The organism is Roseobacter sp. MED193, assembly GCF_000152965.1.
In the GTDB taxonomy this organism is placed as follows: Bacteria; Pseudomonadota; Alphaproteobacteria; order Rhodobacterales; family Rhodobacteraceae; genus Pseudophaeobacter.
Genome location: NZ_AANB01000012.1, coordinates 1 through 15,122 on the forward strand (window position 1 = coordinate 1; position 15,122 = coordinate 15,122).

The window sequence follows — 15,122 nt, forward strand, 5'->3', positions numbered from 1 at the left end:
GGGCTGACAGTGTCGCGGATCGTCTGTGCCACATGAGTGTATCGCGCAGTGTCGTCAGCTGGGTGCCGAGCAGCACTGAATAACCCGCACGTCGGTGTTGCTCCAAAAGGTGGGTGGCAAAACTGTGTCGCAACGTGTGCAATGTCGCCGGCTTCTTGACCCCTGCCATATGCTTGGCTGAGGTGAAAGCGCGGCTTAACTGACGCGGCGAAATCGGGTTGATCTTCGGCTTGCCGGGAAACAGCCAGCCTTCGGGACGTGCCTCGCGCCACCAGGCCCTTAGCAACTCCAGCAAGCCGGGTGACAGCATCACCTTCCGGTCCTTCTGGCCCTTGCCCAACTCGACATGGATCAGCATCCGGTCGCTGTCGATATCGCTGATCTTTAGGTTGCAGACCTCGGACGCCCGAAGTCCTGCGCCGTAAGAGATGCTGAGCGCGGCCCGATACTTCAGCCCCGGTCCGGGTGCTGCCATCAGGATGTCGGACACCTCCTCGACGCTGAAAACCACGGGCAGCTTGCGCGGTTCGGTGCGGAATTGCATGTAGCGCTTCATCTCCTCCCGCCCGCAGGTCATGCTGAAGAAGAACCGCAGCGCCACGATCCGCACGTTGAACGTCGACGGGGTCACCCCGCTGTCTGTCATGTGCAGCTGATACGCGCGCAGATCTTCCGGTGTCGCCGTGTCGGGTGGCCGCCCAAGAAAGGCCGCGAAGTCCTTGATCGCCCGGATGTGGGACTTCTGCGCCTTCTCGCCCATCCCACGGATGCGCATGTCATCGATCATCCGCTGGCGCAGCGGGGTTACTCTCTCCTCTGTCATGGGAACCTCCTGTCGGTTGATTGAGAAGGCCCCAATCGTCAGACAAGTCAGTCAGATCGCAAAATGCGCGCTGTTACGGAGGGCTCAATCCATCAGCCGCAAGCGCCATTGCCGCGGAGCGGCTTAGTCCTCGGGCCGTTCTTGCCGGATCGGCTTATGCTGCAATTGCGAAGTCCTCCGTCCCTCACTCGGTTAGTTTGGGCTCACACCGCAAGTTCGCCGCGCTAGGCGTGAATGGCTGATCTCCGAGACCGCGGCTCTTCACCTGGTCGGGCTTGGACTAGCAGTGAGGCGGGACAAAACGACCGATCGATGAATCTCCGCTGCAAGAAACACAAACCCGTGTTAACTCTTGCGCATGGCAACGGCATCAACACAAAGCAGACCAGCAATACCGTACGCGCTAGCGATTGCCGGTGTTCTGTTCGCATCAGTTTGTTTTGGATTGGTTCCCTACTTCAGCCGGGGGCTGACCGAGCAGGGCATCGCACCATATGCCGTCGCATTCTATCGCTACATCGTAGCTGCAATTCTGCTGCTGCCTGTTCTCTTTAAGCACCGTCAAGCGTGGAGCGAAATTAGTTGGGGTCTTTCAGCTGGGGCGGTGATGGGGCTGGGGTGGATTGGCTATGTGATGGCTCTGGAGACACTGCCCGCATCGACAGTGGGCGTGCTTTACATGACCTACCCGGTTTTCACGCTGGTCATTGCCTGGGCTTTCTTCTCCGATGCACCTACGAAGCGCGCTTTGCTCGCCTCAGGCCTCATTACGGTAGCGGCCATTATAGCAGGCTCGCCTGCATCGGTGCCCCTGCAGCACATTCCTATGCTTTTGTTGTCGTTGGCAGCCCCCTTCGGCTTTGGCTTCGGTATTTGTGTTTTGGTCCACAGGCTGTCCCGCATCCCGCCGCTTGCACGCATTGCCTCCGTTTCCTTGGGATCGGTTCTTGGGCTTTTGCCGCTGATGGCTGGTGCCGACATCGCAGAGTTGCTCCCGGCGGGGCAGTCCGACTGGGTATTAATTGTCGGAATTGGTTTGATCACGGCACTTGTGCCGCAGCTCGTTTACACGATCTGTTCGCCCCTGATCGGCGCTTCCCAAACTGCGGTCGTCGGAAGCATCGAATTGCCGACGATGTTTGCGGTTGGAGTTATTGCATTTGATGAGGTGATCACAATGCACCAAGCCGTAGCCTGCGCCCTGGTTTTGGGCGCGATAGCGATTACCAGAAGCCGGAAGACGCGTACTGTAACAACAGTTATTGCGAGAAAGCCCAAAAAGTAAGTTCGGGCTCGATCGTTGAATCCGCCGCGCTGTGGATGAACGTCGGCATAGCCGAAAATGCTTAGAGTGTCATTTCGCCCCATACCGCAAAGGACCCCATCTAGCTTTCATATAGTAAGTATAGATACTAATTAAAGCTGCGAGCTGCCAAAGTGGAGGAAACCGATGCAATACTATGTCGATGGCTTCAGGCCCGGCGATCCTGACGTCAAAGCCCCTGCCCCCGGTCGTGATCGGTCTCTAAACGGTGCAATTCCAGACAAAGTCGACGTCTTGATTGCGGGCTGCGGCCCGGCCGGCCTTTGCCTTGCGGCGCAATTGGCGGGATTTTCCGAGATTACCACGATGATCGTCGAGCCCAAGCATGGCCCGATGGAAAAGGGACAAGCTGACGGAGTGAATGTCCGCTCGATGGAGATGTTCCAGGCGTTTGGGTTCGCTGAGAAGGTCAAGCGTGAGGCCTACTGGGTCAACCAGACCACCTTCTGGAAGCCCGACCCGGGCAATTCCGACCACATCACGCGCGTCGGGATTGCTCAAGATGTCGCCGACGATCAGTCGGAAATGCCGCACACCATCGTGAACCAAGCACGCATTCACCAGCTCTTCCTCGATGTCATGAGAAAATCGCCGACACGGCTCGAACCGCATTACGGCCTCCGCGTTCTGGACATTGAGATCGACACGGGCGCGGAGGAGTACCCAGTGACCGTGACGCTTGAGCGGGTCAAAGAAGACGGCAGTGCAGGGGAAACGCTGACCTTGCGGGCGAATTACGTCGTCGGCTGTGATGGCGCGCGCAGCAATGTGCGCAAAGCCATCGGCGGCAAGTTGCATGGAGACGCCGCGCACCAGGCTTGGGGTGTGATGGACATTCTCGCCAATTCCGATTTTCCGGACCTGCGCCGCAAATGCCTGATCCAGTCGGCCAAAGAGGGCAATGTCCTGATCATCCCGCGTGAGGGCGGATACCTGTTCCGGATGTACGTAGAACTCGACAAGCTCAACCCGGATGAGCGGGTTTCGAACCGCAACCTGACGTCAGACCACATCATCGCCGCCGCGAACCGGATCATGCGGCCCTACACTATCGACGTGAAAGAAGTGGTCTGGTGGTCAGTTTACGAGATCGGTCACCGCTTGACGGACAAGTTCGACGATGTGCCCGAAGGCGAAACCGCCACACGCAATCCGCGCGTCTTCACGGCGGGTGATGCCTGTCACACCCACAGCCCCAAGGCCGGCCAGGGCATGAACGTGTCGATGGGCGATACCTTCAACCTTGGTTGGAAGCTGGCGCATGTGCTGACGGGCCGGGCCGACGCCAGCCTGTTGCACAGCTATTCCGCCGAGCGTCTGGAAGAGGCAAAGCGCCTCGTCGAGACCGATCACAAATGGGCGCGGGTGATGAGTGCGCCTCCGGGCGAATCCGAACTCGATGGCACCGACATGCCCCGCTTTCAGAAACAGTTCATCGAGAACCTCGAATTCACCGGCGGGCTTGCCGTGCACTACGATCCGTCGCGTATCATTGCTGAGACGGAGCATCAGCGGCTTGCGACAGGTCAGATCATCGGGAAACGGTTTCATTCGGCCCCTGTGCTTCGGCTTTCCGATGCAAAGCCCCTGCACCTGGGTCATGTGGCCCAGGCTGACGGGCGCTGGCGCCTATATGCCTTCGCGGGGAAGGACGATGTGGGAACCTCGGGTGGCGCCATTGATCGGCTCTGCGCGTGGCTGGAAAGCGATCCTGCCTCGCCGGTGCAGCGGTTCACGCGCAAGACCGAGGACATCGACGGTCTCATCGACCTGCGCGCTGTGTTTCAGCAGGACTTCAAGTCGCTGAATTACGAAGCGATGCCGTCCCTCCTGCGTCCTGCGAAGGGTCGTTACGGCCTGCGCGATTTCGAGAAGGTCTTTTGCGTCGATCACAAGCTTGGAGACGACATTTACGACATGCGCGGGATCGACCGGACGAAAGGCTGCACGATCGTCGTTCGCCCTGACCAATATGTCGCTCATATCCTGCCACTGGATGCCTTCGACGACCTGACGGCGTTCTTTGACGGAGTATTCAAACCACGAGACGAAGCGTAAACGGCCGAAGGATCCATCCGCGCTGCGCTTGGCTCAAGCGCGGCGCACTCCATTTTTCGAGTGTTTATGCAGCCCTGACCGATCCTGCTTTTCATCACTTAAGGCGAGAGACCATGACCGATGTAGTTCTGTTGATGCTTCCCATCTTCACCATGATTGCCATCGGCAGTTTGTTCGTGTGGCGCGGGTGGTTTCCGACAGAGGGACTGCCGGTCCTGAACAAGTTCGTCATGAATGCCTGCATTCCGGTTCTGCTGTTCTCCGCGATTACCAATGGCGAGTCGCTTTCGGATTTCTCCTGGCTCAATTCGGTAACTTACGCCGCCGGGTCGCTTGGGTCGGTCGTGTTTCTTTGGGTGCTATTGCGGTACGGCTTTCGGGAAGCGCAGCCTCAAAGCGTCATCCTTGCTTTGGGTGGTGCGACCGCGAACACCATATTTCTGGGTTTCCCGATCGCATCGGCTTTCATTCCGGGCCGCGCTGCGGAAGCCTTTGCCTGGGTCGTTTTTGCTGAGGTTGCAATCATTATGCCGTTGATCACAACGCTTGCGCTGCTGGCCGAGGAACGCCACGAAGGAAACGCGCTATCAACCGCACTCAAGGCGCTATTCCGGAGCCCTGTCGTGCTAGGTCTCCTTGGGGGTTTTGCCTTTCTCGCAACGGGGCTTTCGCTTCCGGGTTGGGGGGATCAGGTCGTAACCTCGATCGTCTCTGCCGCCCCTTTCGTCGCGCTCTTCGTGATAGGCGGCAGCATCCTGCAGTTTCGAATGTCGCGAAGCGGCCCGCGGGTCCTGGCTGTTACTTTGACGAAGCTTGTCGTACATCCGCTGGTCGTGGGGGTCGCGTTCTGGGCTGTCTTTGGGTGGGCGGACCCTGTAACCCGCGACGCAATTCTCTTCGCTTGCATGCCGCTTTTCCTATCGTTTGTTGCGTTCTGCGGGCGGCACTCCGTGGGAGACGTGGGTGCATCCGCGATCGTGATGTCCACCCTGCTTGGTGCTGTCACTGTCCCGGTCGTTTTGGGCTTTCTTTTCTGAAACAGCGATGCAGTAGCGCTTCAGATGTCCCTTAGCGACAGTGAAGCTGCTGCTGCGTCTATGCAATCCGCGACCTTTTCTGCATCGCCGTTTTCATAGGCCAAAAGCAGAGACAGTTTCGCCAAAAACAGCTGGCAGTTGTCGGGGCCAACCGCGTCAATCCTGTGCGCCAAAGCCGCGTAAACATCTTCAAGCTCTTGCTGTGTCATTGCCCGGTGCCCTTTGTGAAAGTGACGGACAGTAGCGCGTTGAAAATCGTTTCAGCGCCGGTCTCCTTCCAACGTGCAGCGATATGCATGTCGGGCCGAATGAGGTAGGCCGTCATTTTCCCTGCTCCCAATTTATCTGATATTGCGCAAGGGAACGGCAGGCACATGACGCACAAAGCGTCATAAGATGGCAACAGCTCAGCGAGCTGCTCTTTCAGTTCCTGCGAGAAGCAAATTACGTTGAACCCTGCTCCCAGGCGGTCTGATAAGAAGGCTCCCCCCAGCGGCATGTCCGGCATAAGTGCGCCGACGCTGGGGCCTTCGGTGAATGCTGGATCGTCGGGGAGTACGGCAGGGCTGTCTGCATAGGTGAACGCGGTCATCTGGCGCGGGTTGGCCAGCTCTCCGGCAAATGGCTTGGTCAACGCCAGGGAAAGTGCGGCATCCCGCATGATCCGCCAGCCTTGCGTGTTGGGCGTCATGAAACGCGCGCTTTTTGATGCATTCGCAAAAACATCCAATGTCGCGCCGCGCCGTTCAGGCGTGTAGCTGTCCAACAACGCCTCACTCGCTTTGCCGTTCAGTACCCAGCCAAGCTTCCAACCAATATTCGCTGCATCCGCGAGTCCGTTGTTCAACCCTCTGACACCGAAGATTGGCACGATATGGGCGCTGTCGCCCACAAAAAACACCCGACCGTCGCGGTAATCATCAAGCGCGAGGGTGTTGGCGGAATAGACGCTCCACCACTCTAGTTCCCACGGACCATCATGCCCGATATCGCGCAGGACGGAGGTGACACTATCGCGCACGGTCTGCTCTTTGATCGCGTCTTCGGTGTTTTCGTCGTCGCCCAACTGGTAGTCGATGCGCCAGATGTCATCGGGTTGTTTGTGGATCAGGACTGTCCCGCCTGGACGACATTCCGGATCGAACAGGGCACGACGGATCGTTGGATAATCGTGCGCCATTCGGATATCGGCGATGACATACCGGCCTTCGAAGTTTTCTCCCTTGAGACGCAGGCCGCGCATCTTGCGCATCGGGCTTCTTGCACCGTCACATGCAAGGATCCAGGTCGCCTCGAACGGATAATCCCCATGCGGGTCAGAGACGGTCAGGCGCGCGCCCGTCTCGGTATCCTCGACACCGATGACTTCGCTTTGCCAACGGACTTCAATCAGATCACTGCGTTCGACGGTCTGCCATAAGAATTGCTCGATATACTGCTGCTGCAGATTGTACATCGGGCGATATTTCTCATCTTTACTGTCCGGCATCTGGAATTCCAGAATCTGGTCGCCGCGAAAGAAAGACCGGCCGGTTGTCCAGCCTAGCGCTTTTTCCAAAAACGGTTCAACGGCACCGATCTGCTCCAGGATATAGAAACTGGGCCTCGCGATACAGATCGCCCGGCTGCCGTCGTTGAACGTGGACTTGTTGTCAAAAACGACGGAACGGATGCCTTCCCTGGCAAGCGCAAGCGCGGCTGTCATGCCGATTGGTCCTGCGCCGACAATTGCCACCGGCGCGCTGCGCTCGGCGTTCCTCCAAGAAACATCAGGTGCGTCGAATTCCGGATACGTGAAGTAAAGAGAATCTGTCTCGCTTCGGCCTGATGGTCTCAATTTCCGGTTCTCCCCAGGATTTGAAAAAGATACGAATTTTCTTCGGCGGCCAGACCAAAGGAGGCAGAGTTCTCGACCCCTCGGCGTGGCATACCAAGGGGTCAAGTGATTTTCGCTGATTAAAGAGGCAACAATGCCAGTGTGATGAAGGGAAATGCCACAAGGATCATCACCCGGATAAGATCCGATCCGACGAAATAGAGCACAGCCTTATAGGTATCGACCATCGGTGTCTTCTTGTCCATCGCGTTGATAACAAAGAGGTTCATGCCTACGGGAGGTGTGATGAGGCCGACTTCGACCACGATCAGAACAAGGATCCCGAACCAGATTGCCGTGTATTCGACATTGACACGGTTCAGTGCGCCCTGGTTCACACCGCGCAGACCAAGCTCACGCGTCATTTCACGCGAAAGCTCCTGCCCACTTGCCAGCAGCGCCTGAGCTTCCTGCAAGACAGATGCCGATATCTCTGCACCGCTCGCGACAAGATCATCCAGCTTGGCGGACTGCAACTCGACCATCGAGACCAAGCCAAAATCCAATTCCTGCATGATTGGCCAGAAGATCGGAATGGTCAGGAGGATCATCGACAGACTGTCCATGAGACACCCAAGCAGAAGGTAGAACACGAGGATGATCATCAAGATCAACCAGGGGCTCAGACCGCTCCCTCCAACCCATGAAGCGGCCTCTTGTGGTAGCTGGGTCAAGGCCAGAAAACCGTTGTAGAATGCTGCCCCAAGAACGATGAAGAAGATCATCGCGGAGGCACGAGCGGTCACGAAAAAGCTTTCGGAAAGGGTTGTTCGCGTCAGTCCGCCAGCAAGCCAGGCAATCAATCCGGTCCCGAAGGCTCCGACGGCCGCGCCTTCGGTCGGTGTAAACCAACCAAGATAAATGCCGCCGACAACAAGGAAGAACACCAGAAGCACAGGCCATACATCGAACAGAGCTCGAAAGCGATCAAGGTAAGGCATCCGCGCGCGCGTAGTGCCGCCGTTGGCCGGGTTGATACGGACGTAGATCGCAATTGTGATCATGTATCCGGCCGCAGCCAGAATGCCTGGAATGAAGGCCGCGAGAAACAGCTTGGCGATGTTTTGCTCGGTCAGAATGGCATAGATCACCAGCACAACGGATGGTGGAATCAAGATGCCCAAAGTGCCACCAGCGGCGAGTGTGGCGGTGGAAAAACCGCCAGCATAACCATAGGCTTTCAACTCGGGCAACGCGACGCGGCTCATGGTGGCCGCTGTTGCGAGGGATGATCCGCAGATTGCACCGAACCCGGCGCAGGCCCCCACAGACGCCATCGCAACACCGCCCTTTCGATGCCCAAGCCAACTTTCCGCGGCTTTGAACAGCGATTGGCTCATGCCGCCAAGGGTCGCGAAATAGCCCATCAGAAGGAACATCGGAACGATTGACAGTGAGTAATTGGAGAAGGTTCCGAAGGTCTCCGACTTGAGCCGCGCAAAGGGAATAGTGGTATCGCCCGTCACGGCGACGAGACCCACCAGACCCGCAAGAAACATCGCAAGGCCGATCGGAACGCGAAGGAAGATCAGAATAAGAAGGGCCGGGAAAGATAGCAGCCCGATCATGAGATCACTCAATGGTCCGCCTCCAGTTCGGGCGGCAGCACGCGGTTACCCGTCGCGCTTTCGACGACCCGCATTGTTGCCACGTAGATTGAAACAATGGCGGCCACGATCGCAGCCACGAGGCTGACGGCGTAGGCCCACCAGATGGGAAACTCGAGGTAGAATGTCGTCTCTCCCGAATTGCGCTTGCTTTGCATGCCCTCGAAGAGTTGCCACGCGATGAGAATGAGGACGGCAGCGAACACCACTTCGATGACTGCGCGAAGCAGCCGGTTCGCCCGCAAAGGCAATTTCGAAGAGAAGATATCGACGGATGCGTGCGCACCGTTCAGTTGGCACAGCGGCAAAAAGGCGAAAATCGCAAAAGCCATTCCGGCTTCGACAATTTCGAAATCGCCCTTGATCGGCCCGACCCCTGTATTCAACAAGGCAGCTGCAAGCCCGGGCATGACCGATTGGATAAACTCTCCATTGAGTATGGTGTTCAAGGATCGGCCCAGAATTGAAAGGCATGTCAGAACGATGAGAATCGTCAGGACATAACCACCCAGCCTGGCGAAAGTCCGCGCCAGACCGTCAAAGAACGTATGCATGGTGCTCCTCCCCAGGCAGGTGAGCACCGCCGGAAAACGCTCCGGCGGTGCGATTGGCAATCAGAACTTGGCGTTGGCGCCGGCGCATTCGCCGGACATCAGCGCGCGCGCCTGATCAATCAGTGCCTGACCATCGATGCCCTTGCTGTCCATGTCGGCTACCCATTCGGCATAAACTGGCTCGACCACATCGAGCCAGGGCTGAGTGTCGGTGACCGTGTAGATCTCGTTGCCGTTATCGACAGCGATCTGCCGCGCCGGGCCATCAGCGTCGGCTTGCGTTCCACCGCCGAAGACCGAGAATTCAAGACCCGCATTTGCATCGATGACGGCCTTGAGGTCATCTGGCAGCGAGTCGTATTTGGCCTGGTTCATGGCAACGACGAAAGTCAGCGTGTAGAGGCCTGCGCCTTCGAACTCGGTATGAAACTCGACGAGTTCCGGAACCTTAAGTGCGGTGGTAACTTCCCATGGAATGGTTGCTCCGTCGATGACGCCTTTCGACAGGCTTTCGGGGATCGAGGGCACCGGCAGACCGACAGGCGTCGCACCAACTTGTTCCAGCAATTTGTTCACAAGGCGAGAACCGCCACGGATCTTCATACCCTGCAGATCTTCCGGGCTTTCGACAGGATCAGACGTGTGGAAAGCGCCGGGGCCATGGACCCAGGTCGCCAGGATCTTGGTGTCCTTGAATTCACCGTCCCGCGTGTGCTCCTCGTGCATCTTCCAGAAAGCGCACGAAGCTGCGCGGGCATCTTGGACGAAGAAGGGCAGCTCAAAGACTTCGGTTGTGGGGAAGCGGCCAGGCGTGTAGCCCACCACGGTCCAGATGACGTCGGCAATTCCATCGACGGCCTGGCTGTACAGCTCCGGGGGCTTACCACCCAGCTGCATCGAGGGGAAACGATCGACCTTGATGCGGCCGTTCGAGTCGGCTTCGACCTTGTCGGCCCAGACGTCGAGAACGAGTTTCGGGACGTTGGCCTGAGCCGGTAGAAACTGGTGAAGTTTGAGCGTGACTTCCTGAGCCAGTGCACCTGTTGCCGCCATAGCCGCGACGGCAGAACCAAGCAATAGATTCCGGGTTTTTTTCAGCATGGTCATATGAGTTCCTCCCTTTGACCCCTATCGAGGCAGCATTCTTTGTCCGTCATTTCGACACGCGCCCGAAGACGCGTTCGCGAGTGCCTCCCAGATCGCGAAAACTGAAGGGAGATAAGCCCTGACCAAGGGAACCTGTCACGGTCTCGGGTGATACCTTTTGAGTGGTGTGTGCGCCCGCAGGGTGTGAGTTTTCGCACAGAGCGGTTGAGGCTATTCGACGCAACTGAAGCGCCGCTACAGCTCAAGAAAGGGGTTTTAAAACAACTGTCACGGGTCGGGGCGCGTCACGCGGAGCACGCATGGCACAGGAATAGGTCTCAGGCCAGTCCACGATGTCTATTTGCAGCGGTGAGCCTTGGCACCAGCCCACCGTCTTGTCTGCATAGGTTCGTTCTTTAGGGTCTCAGTCCCAACTGTTGCGGCAGTAATCTGGAGCTATGTCCAACCTGTCGTTTGTGTTCTGCAGTTGCTGACAGTCGTCATGGTGTCGGCACGCATTGCAGCGCAGGACAGCGGAGCGATAGGCGGTTGCCTGACTCACGGGGTCGCTCGCGACCGCACCTGGAATATCACATCCGAGGCGGTCGGCCATTCCGTGAATCAGGGCGCAGCTTTGTTCGAGTTTCTCGAGCATCATGGCATTGCCTCCAAAAGATAGGAATATCATCAGACCTTAATGATGGCATTTGATACGCATACTTACTTTGATTCAGGTCAATTCGGTTTTGGTTCTCGAGCACGAGGATGCGCACTGTATCGGAAGAGACGATCTTTACCGGCTAGTCGGAGTTTGCATTCGCTTCTGCGCCCCGGTTTGCAGCTCGTATCAACGCGCTGGAGAACGCCCGGATTGCAGGTGTTGGAACATCGTCTGCAATGCTCATGATGCCGACCGCACCAACGGTTGGTCCCGTGTCGACCTCCAACCGAACCAGTCTCCCCTCTTCGATGTCGCCAAGAACAACGCCGCGGCTGATGATCCAAACAGTATTTGGATCCGCCAGAGTCAGGGCGCGCCCGAATGCGGCGGATGCGGTTTCGATGCGGTTGGGAAAGAGGGGAATGCCTCTTGAGATCAACATGCGTGCCACAAGCGGACGAATGGCCGAGTCTTGTGGAGGATATAGTACCCTGAACCGGTCGAGGTCTTCGAACCGATGGATCGACCTGGCGTTGCTCTGGGGAGCGGCGACCACAACAACCTCCTCGGAGCAGAGTTGTCGAAACACCAGCCCTTGCATGGACTGGGGTCGGCCAAGCCGCCCGACCACCAGATCAAGCTTGCCGCTTCTGAGTCGAGACGTCAGGTCGGTGTGGGGTCCTTCGTGGACCTCGAGGAGTGTATCGGGGTTCCCTTTCAGGAAGGCAGAAACGGCGGCCGGCAGAAGGCCAGAGGCCACACTTGGCAGAACCCCTATATTGAGGTGTTCCTTGGCATCGCCACTTGTTCGCACGCTGCGAAGTCCATGACGCAGGGCGGCCGTCGATTGCTCTGCGAATTGCAGGAATACCTCACCTTTTTGGGTCAATTTGATGCCGGACCTGTCTCGCTCCATGAGGTCGGTGCCCAAGATCCCCTCGAGTTCCTTGAGCGCCTTGGAGATGGCAGGTTGCGACAGGTTCAGCTCGGCAGCGGCCTTCTTGAAACTGCCGGCGCGGGCGATTGCGCTGAAGGTGTCGAGATGCCGGAATTTGATGCGTCGGTCCATTACTTTCCCATAAAAGAAACTCAAAACCACTTTTCTTCATTTTTCATGCCGTTTTCAACATGAGAATATGCTGGAGAACATGAGGAGAGTGTCATGAAAACCCAAGTCGCAATTATTGGCGGCGGCCCCTCGGGTCTTCTGCTGTCGCAACTGCTGCACACTCGCGGCATCGAGAGCATCGTTCTGGAACGCAAAACCAAGGATTACGTCCTGAGCCGGATCAGAGCGGGTGTGCTGGAACAAGGGCTGGTGCGGCTTTTGGAGGAAGCGGGGTGCGCGGAACGGCTCCATGCCGAGGGCTATGTGCACGATGGCACGCTGGTGTCTTACGGCGACGAGATGTTCCGCGTTGATTTTACCGAACACACGGGGACGCCGGTGATCGTCTACGGTCAGACCGAGGTCACCCGCGATCTCTATGCCGCCCGGGAAGCGGCTGGTGGTATCATCGAATACGAGGTCGAAGACGTCGTCATCAACAACGCCGACAGCGACGCGCCCTATATCACCTACACTGTCGGCGGCGAGCCGCGCCGCGTGGACTGTGATTTTGTGGCTGGTTGCGATGGGTTCCACGGGATCAGCCGTCAGACCATCCCGCTCGATGTGCGCCGGGAATACGAGAAAGTGTACCCGTTTGGGTGGCTCGGCATTCTCAGCGAAACGCCGCCTGTCAACCACGAGCTCATTTATGCGAACTCGACCCGTGGATTTGCGCTCTGCTCGATGCGCAACGAAAACCTCAGCCGCTACTACATCCAGTGTTCGCTAAGCGACAAACCGGAGGACTGGACTGACGAGGCTTTCTGGCAAGAACTGAAACGGCGCATTCCGGCAGACCAGGCCGCAAAACTTGTGACCGGTCCTTCAATCGAGAAATCCATCGCACCGCTGCGGTCCTTCGTCACCGAGCCGATGCGCTATGGCAATTTGTTCCTCTGTGGGGACGCCGCCCACATCGTACCGCCGACCGGGGCCAAGGGGCTGAACACGGCGGCCTCGGACGTGCATTATCTCTACAATGGTCTGCGCGCGTTCTACGAGACCGGGTCGCGCGAGGGCATCGACAGCTACTCCGAGAAAGCGCTCAAGCGCGTCTGGAAGGCGGAACGGTTCAGCTGGTGGTTCTCATCGCTGATGCACCGCTATCCGCACCAGTCCGAGTTCGATCTGAAGATGCAGATTGCCGATCTCGAATTTCTGCGCAGCAACAAGGCCGCGCAACAGGCGATGGCCGAAAACTACGTCGGCCTGCCCTACTGATCTGAACCGAAAGGCAGCTAGATGACTGATCGATATAACACAGGCATGGCGACCCGGCGGTCCGTTCTGGGCGATGCCCATGTGAACCGCGCAGAGGCGGCAAAGTCAGATTTCGACCTTCCGTTTCAAACGCTCATCACGGAAGGCGCCTGGGGCACGGTCTGGGCCGATGACAGCATCAGCCGCCGGGAGCGGTCGATGCTGACGCTCGCCCTGTTGGCGGCCACGGGCAATTTCGAGGAAATCCCGATGCACATTCGCGCCACGGCCAATACCGGCGCGTCAAAAGACGATGTGATGCAGGCACTGCTACACGTCGCAATCTACGCCGGCGTGCCAAAAGCCAATCATGCCATCAAGCTGGCCAAATCAACCTACGCGGAAATGGAGGAAATGACATCATGACGACACCGGGAGAGTTCTACCAACGGGACCGGTCTGTGCATCCGCCAGCCCTGACCCCGAACTACAAGACATCTGTCGCACGCAGCCCACGCTATTCGCTGATCAGTCTGCAAAATTCGGTCTCGGAGATCACCGGCCCGGTCTTCGGTCACAACGATATTGACGCGGGCGATAACGATCTGCTGACCAATTACGCCAAGGCGGGCGAAAGCCCGATCGGCGAACGCATCATCCTGCACGGACGGGTGCTGGATGAGAACGTGAAACCCGTGCCGAACACCCTTGTCGAGGTTTGGCAGGCCAATGCTGGCGGACGCTACCGGCACAAGAAGGACACCTACCTTGCCCCCATCGAGCCGAATTTCGGTGGCTGCGGCCGGACGCTCACGGACGAGAACGGCTATTACTATTTTCGCACCGTGAAGCCGGGTGCCTATCCCTGGCGCAACATGGTCAACAACTGGCGGCCCGCGCATGTGCATGTCTCGGTCTTTGGCTCGAGCTTCGTCCAGCGCCTGATCACGCAGTGCTATTTCGAGGGCGACCCGCTCATTCCGATCTGCCCGATTGTGCAAACAATTCCGGATCCCGATGCCATCGAACAACTCACAGCCAAGCTCGATCTCAAGGCAAGCATCCCGCTCGACACAATCGCCTACAGGTTTGACATCGTGCTGCGCGGGCGCCGGTCCACACTTTTCGAGAACCGTCTGGAAGGAAACTGAACCATGTCGGAGCAACTGAATTACCTGAAGGAGTCCGCATCGCAGACCGCTGGACCATATGTGCATATCGGCCTGGCACCCGGCGCGGCGGGTTTCGATATCTACAAGCAGGAGCTGGGCTGGGACATCGCGGGACCGAATGCCAAGGGCGAACGCATCCGCGTCGAGGGGCGGGTCATCGACGGCATGGGCGCGCCGATCAAGGATGTGCTGCTGGAGGTTTGGCAAGCCAATGCGGAGGGCCACCATGCCCATCCGGAGGGCGGCGGCCCGGTCGAAGACGGCTTCCGTGGCTGGGGGCGCGTCATCACCGATTTCGAGACCGGTGAATGGGGCTTCGACACGGTCAAGCCGGGCAAGACCCGGGGGCGCAACGTCGGAACGCAAGCGCCGCATCTGAACTTCTGGATCGTGGCGCGCGGCATCAATATCGGCCTGAACACCCGGATGTATTTCGACGACGAGGTCGAGGCCAACGCCAAGGATCCGGTGCTGAACCTGATCGAATGGGAACACCGGCGGGCCACCCTTGTTGCCAAGCGAAGCGAACGGGATGGTGTGCTGGTCTACCGCTTCGACATCACGTTGCAGGGCGAGGACGAAACGGTCTTCTTCGACGTTTGAAAAACCCGTT

At 58.0% G+C, this 15,122-nt stretch carries 15 protein-coding genes; 7 read left to right on the forward strand and 8 right to left on the reverse strand.

What is annotated here, in order from left to right; genetic code table 11:
- Nucleotides 1-823: site-specific integrase (locus tag MED193_RS01190; RefSeq protein WP_009807790.1), on the reverse strand; the 823-nt coding region annotated here is incomplete at its 3' end.
- 358 nt (nucleotides 824-1,181) lie between these two features.
- Here MED193_RS01190 and MED193_RS01195 point away from each other — a divergent pair.
- From MED193_RS01195 to MED193_RS01205, 3 genes are all read left to right on the forward strand, one after another.
- Nucleotides 1,182-2,108: a DMT family transporter gene (locus MED193_RS01195; RefSeq protein ID WP_009807791.1), complete on the forward strand. Its 927-nt coding sequence runs from the start codon at nucleotides 1,182-1,184 to the stop codon at nucleotides 2,106-2,108.
- Nucleotides 2,109-2,273: 165 nt separating this feature from the next.
- On the forward strand, nucleotides 2,274-4,205 hold the full coding sequence (locus MED193_RS01200) for an FAD-binding monooxygenase (RefSeq protein WP_009807792.1): 1,932 nt from the start codon (nucleotides 2,274-2,276) through the stop codon (nucleotides 4,203-4,205).
- A gap of 113 nt (nucleotides 4,206-4,318) precedes the next feature.
- A complete protein-coding gene (locus MED193_RS01205; RefSeq protein WP_009807793.1) occupies nucleotides 4,319-5,242 on the forward strand; it encodes an AEC family transporter in 924 nt (307 codons plus the stop codon).
- Between the two features lie 20 nt (nucleotides 5,243-5,262).
- Here the strand turns inward: MED193_RS01205 and MED193_RS01210 are convergent, their stop codons facing one another.
- The 7 genes from MED193_RS01210 to pcaQ form a co-directional block, all read right to left on the reverse strand.
- Complete coding sequence (locus tag MED193_RS01210; protein WP_009807794.1) at nucleotides 5,263-5,451, reverse strand: hypothetical protein; 189 nt, start codon at nucleotides 5,449-5,451, stop codon at nucleotides 5,263-5,265.
- Nucleotides 5,448-7,184 carry an FAD-dependent monooxygenase gene (locus tag MED193_RS01215; protein WP_317961379.1) on the reverse strand — a complete coding sequence of 579 codons (1,737 nt, stop codon included), beginning with the start codon at nucleotides 7,182-7,184 and terminating at the stop codon, nucleotides 5,448-5,450. The genes MED193_RS01210 and MED193_RS01215 overlap by 4 nt, the downstream gene beginning before the upstream one ends.
- Before the next feature lie 14 nt (nucleotides 7,185-7,198).
- Complete coding sequence (locus MED193_RS01220; protein ID WP_039965690.1) at nucleotides 7,199-8,698, reverse strand: TRAP transporter large permease; 1,500 nt, start codon at nucleotides 8,696-8,698, stop codon at nucleotides 7,199-7,201.
- Nucleotides 8,695-9,279, reverse strand: coding sequence for a TRAP transporter small permease (locus tag MED193_RS01225; protein ID WP_009807797.1), 585 nt, complete (start codon nucleotides 9,277-9,279; stop codon nucleotides 8,695-8,697). Before MED193_RS01225 ends, MED193_RS01220 begins: the two co-directional genes overlap by 4 nt.
- 60 nt (nucleotides 9,280-9,339) lie before the next feature.
- Entirely contained in the window at nucleotides 9,340-10,386 is a 1,047-nt protein-coding gene (locus MED193_RS01230) for a TRAP transporter substrate-binding protein (RefSeq protein WP_009807798.1), read from the reverse strand.
- A 403-nt stretch (nucleotides 10,387-10,789) separates the two neighbouring features.
- Nucleotides 10,790-11,053, reverse strand: coding sequence for a DUF6455 family protein (locus MED193_RS23370; protein ID WP_368072265.1), 264 nt, complete (start codon nucleotides 11,051-11,053; stop codon nucleotides 10,790-10,792).
- Between the two features lie 112 nt (nucleotides 11,054-11,165).
- Entirely contained in the window at nucleotides 11,166-12,095 is a 930-nt protein-coding gene (pcaQ, locus tag MED193_RS01240) for a pca operon transcription factor PcaQ (RefSeq protein ID WP_009807800.1), read from the reverse strand.
- 93 nt (nucleotides 12,096-12,188) lie between these two features.
- Between pcaQ and pobA the strand changes: the two genes are divergently transcribed.
- From pobA to pcaG, 4 genes are read left to right on the forward strand one after another with little or no spacing between them, the layout of a single operon-like run.
- A complete protein-coding gene (gene pobA, locus MED193_RS01245) occupies nucleotides 12,189-13,358 on the forward strand; it encodes a 4-hydroxybenzoate 3-monooxygenase (protein WP_009807801.1) in 1,170 nt (389 codons plus the stop codon).
- A 21-nt stretch (nucleotides 13,359-13,379) separates the two neighbouring features.
- Nucleotides 13,380-13,763: a 4-carboxymuconolactone decarboxylase gene (gene pcaC, locus MED193_RS01250; RefSeq protein WP_009807802.1), complete on the forward strand. Its 384-nt coding sequence runs from the start codon at nucleotides 13,380-13,382 to the stop codon at nucleotides 13,761-13,763.
- Nucleotides 13,760-14,488, forward strand: coding sequence for a protocatechuate 3,4-dioxygenase subunit beta (pcaH, locus tag MED193_RS01255; RefSeq protein WP_009807803.1), 729 nt, complete (start codon nucleotides 13,760-13,762; stop codon nucleotides 14,486-14,488). Before pcaC ends, pcaH begins: the two co-directional genes overlap by 4 nt.
- Nucleotides 14,489-14,491: 3 nt before the next feature.
- Entirely contained in the window at nucleotides 14,492-15,112 is a 621-nt protein-coding gene (pcaG, locus tag MED193_RS01260) for a protocatechuate 3,4-dioxygenase subunit alpha (protein WP_009807804.1), read from the forward strand.
- Nucleotides 15,113-15,122 lie beyond the last annotated feature (10 nt).

Bases quoted from the DNA above. Each gene is read 5' to 3' on its own strand.
- MED193_RS01225 (WP_009807797.1), bottom strand. From the start codon at position 9,279: ATGCATACGTTCTTTGACGGTCTGGCGCGGACTTTCGCCAGGCTGGGT.
- MED193_RS23370 (WP_368072265.1), bottom strand. From the start codon at position 11,053: ATGATATTCCTATCTTTTGGAGGCAATGCCATGATGCTCGAGAAACTC.
- MED193_RS01210 (WP_009807794.1), bottom strand. From the start codon at position 5,451: ATGACACAGCAAGAGCTTGAAGATGTTTACGCGGCTTTGGCGCACAGG.
- pcaC (WP_009807802.1), top strand. From the start codon at position 13,380: ATGACTGATCGATATAACACAGGCATGGCGACCCGGCGGTCCGTTCTG.
- MED193_RS01200 (WP_009807792.1), top strand. From the start codon at position 2,274: ATGCAATACTATGTCGATGGCTTCAGGCCCGGCGATCCTGACGTCAAA.
- pcaG (WP_009807804.1), top strand. From the start codon at position 14,492: ATGTCGGAGCAACTGAATTACCTGAAGGAGTCCGCATCGCAGACCGCT.
- pcaQ (WP_009807800.1), bottom strand. From the start codon at position 12,095: ATGGACCGACGCATCAAATTCCGGCATCTCGACACCTTCAGCGCAATC.
- pobA (WP_009807801.1), top strand. From the start codon at position 12,189: ATGAAAACCCAAGTCGCAATTATTGGCGGCGGCCCCTCGGGTCTTCTG.
- pcaH (WP_009807803.1), top strand. From the start codon at position 13,760: ATGACGACACCGGGAGAGTTCTACCAACGGGACCGGTCTGTGCATCCG.
- MED193_RS01205 (WP_009807793.1), top strand. From the start codon at position 4,319: ATGACCGATGTAGTTCTGTTGATGCTTCCCATCTTCACCATGATTGCC.
- MED193_RS01195 (WP_009807791.1), top strand. From the start codon at position 1,182: ATGGCAACGGCATCAACACAAAGCAGACCAGCAATACCGTACGCGCTA.
- MED193_RS01230 (WP_009807798.1), bottom strand. From the start codon at position 10,386: ATGACCATGCTGAAAAAAACCCGGAATCTATTGCTTGGTTCTGCCGTC.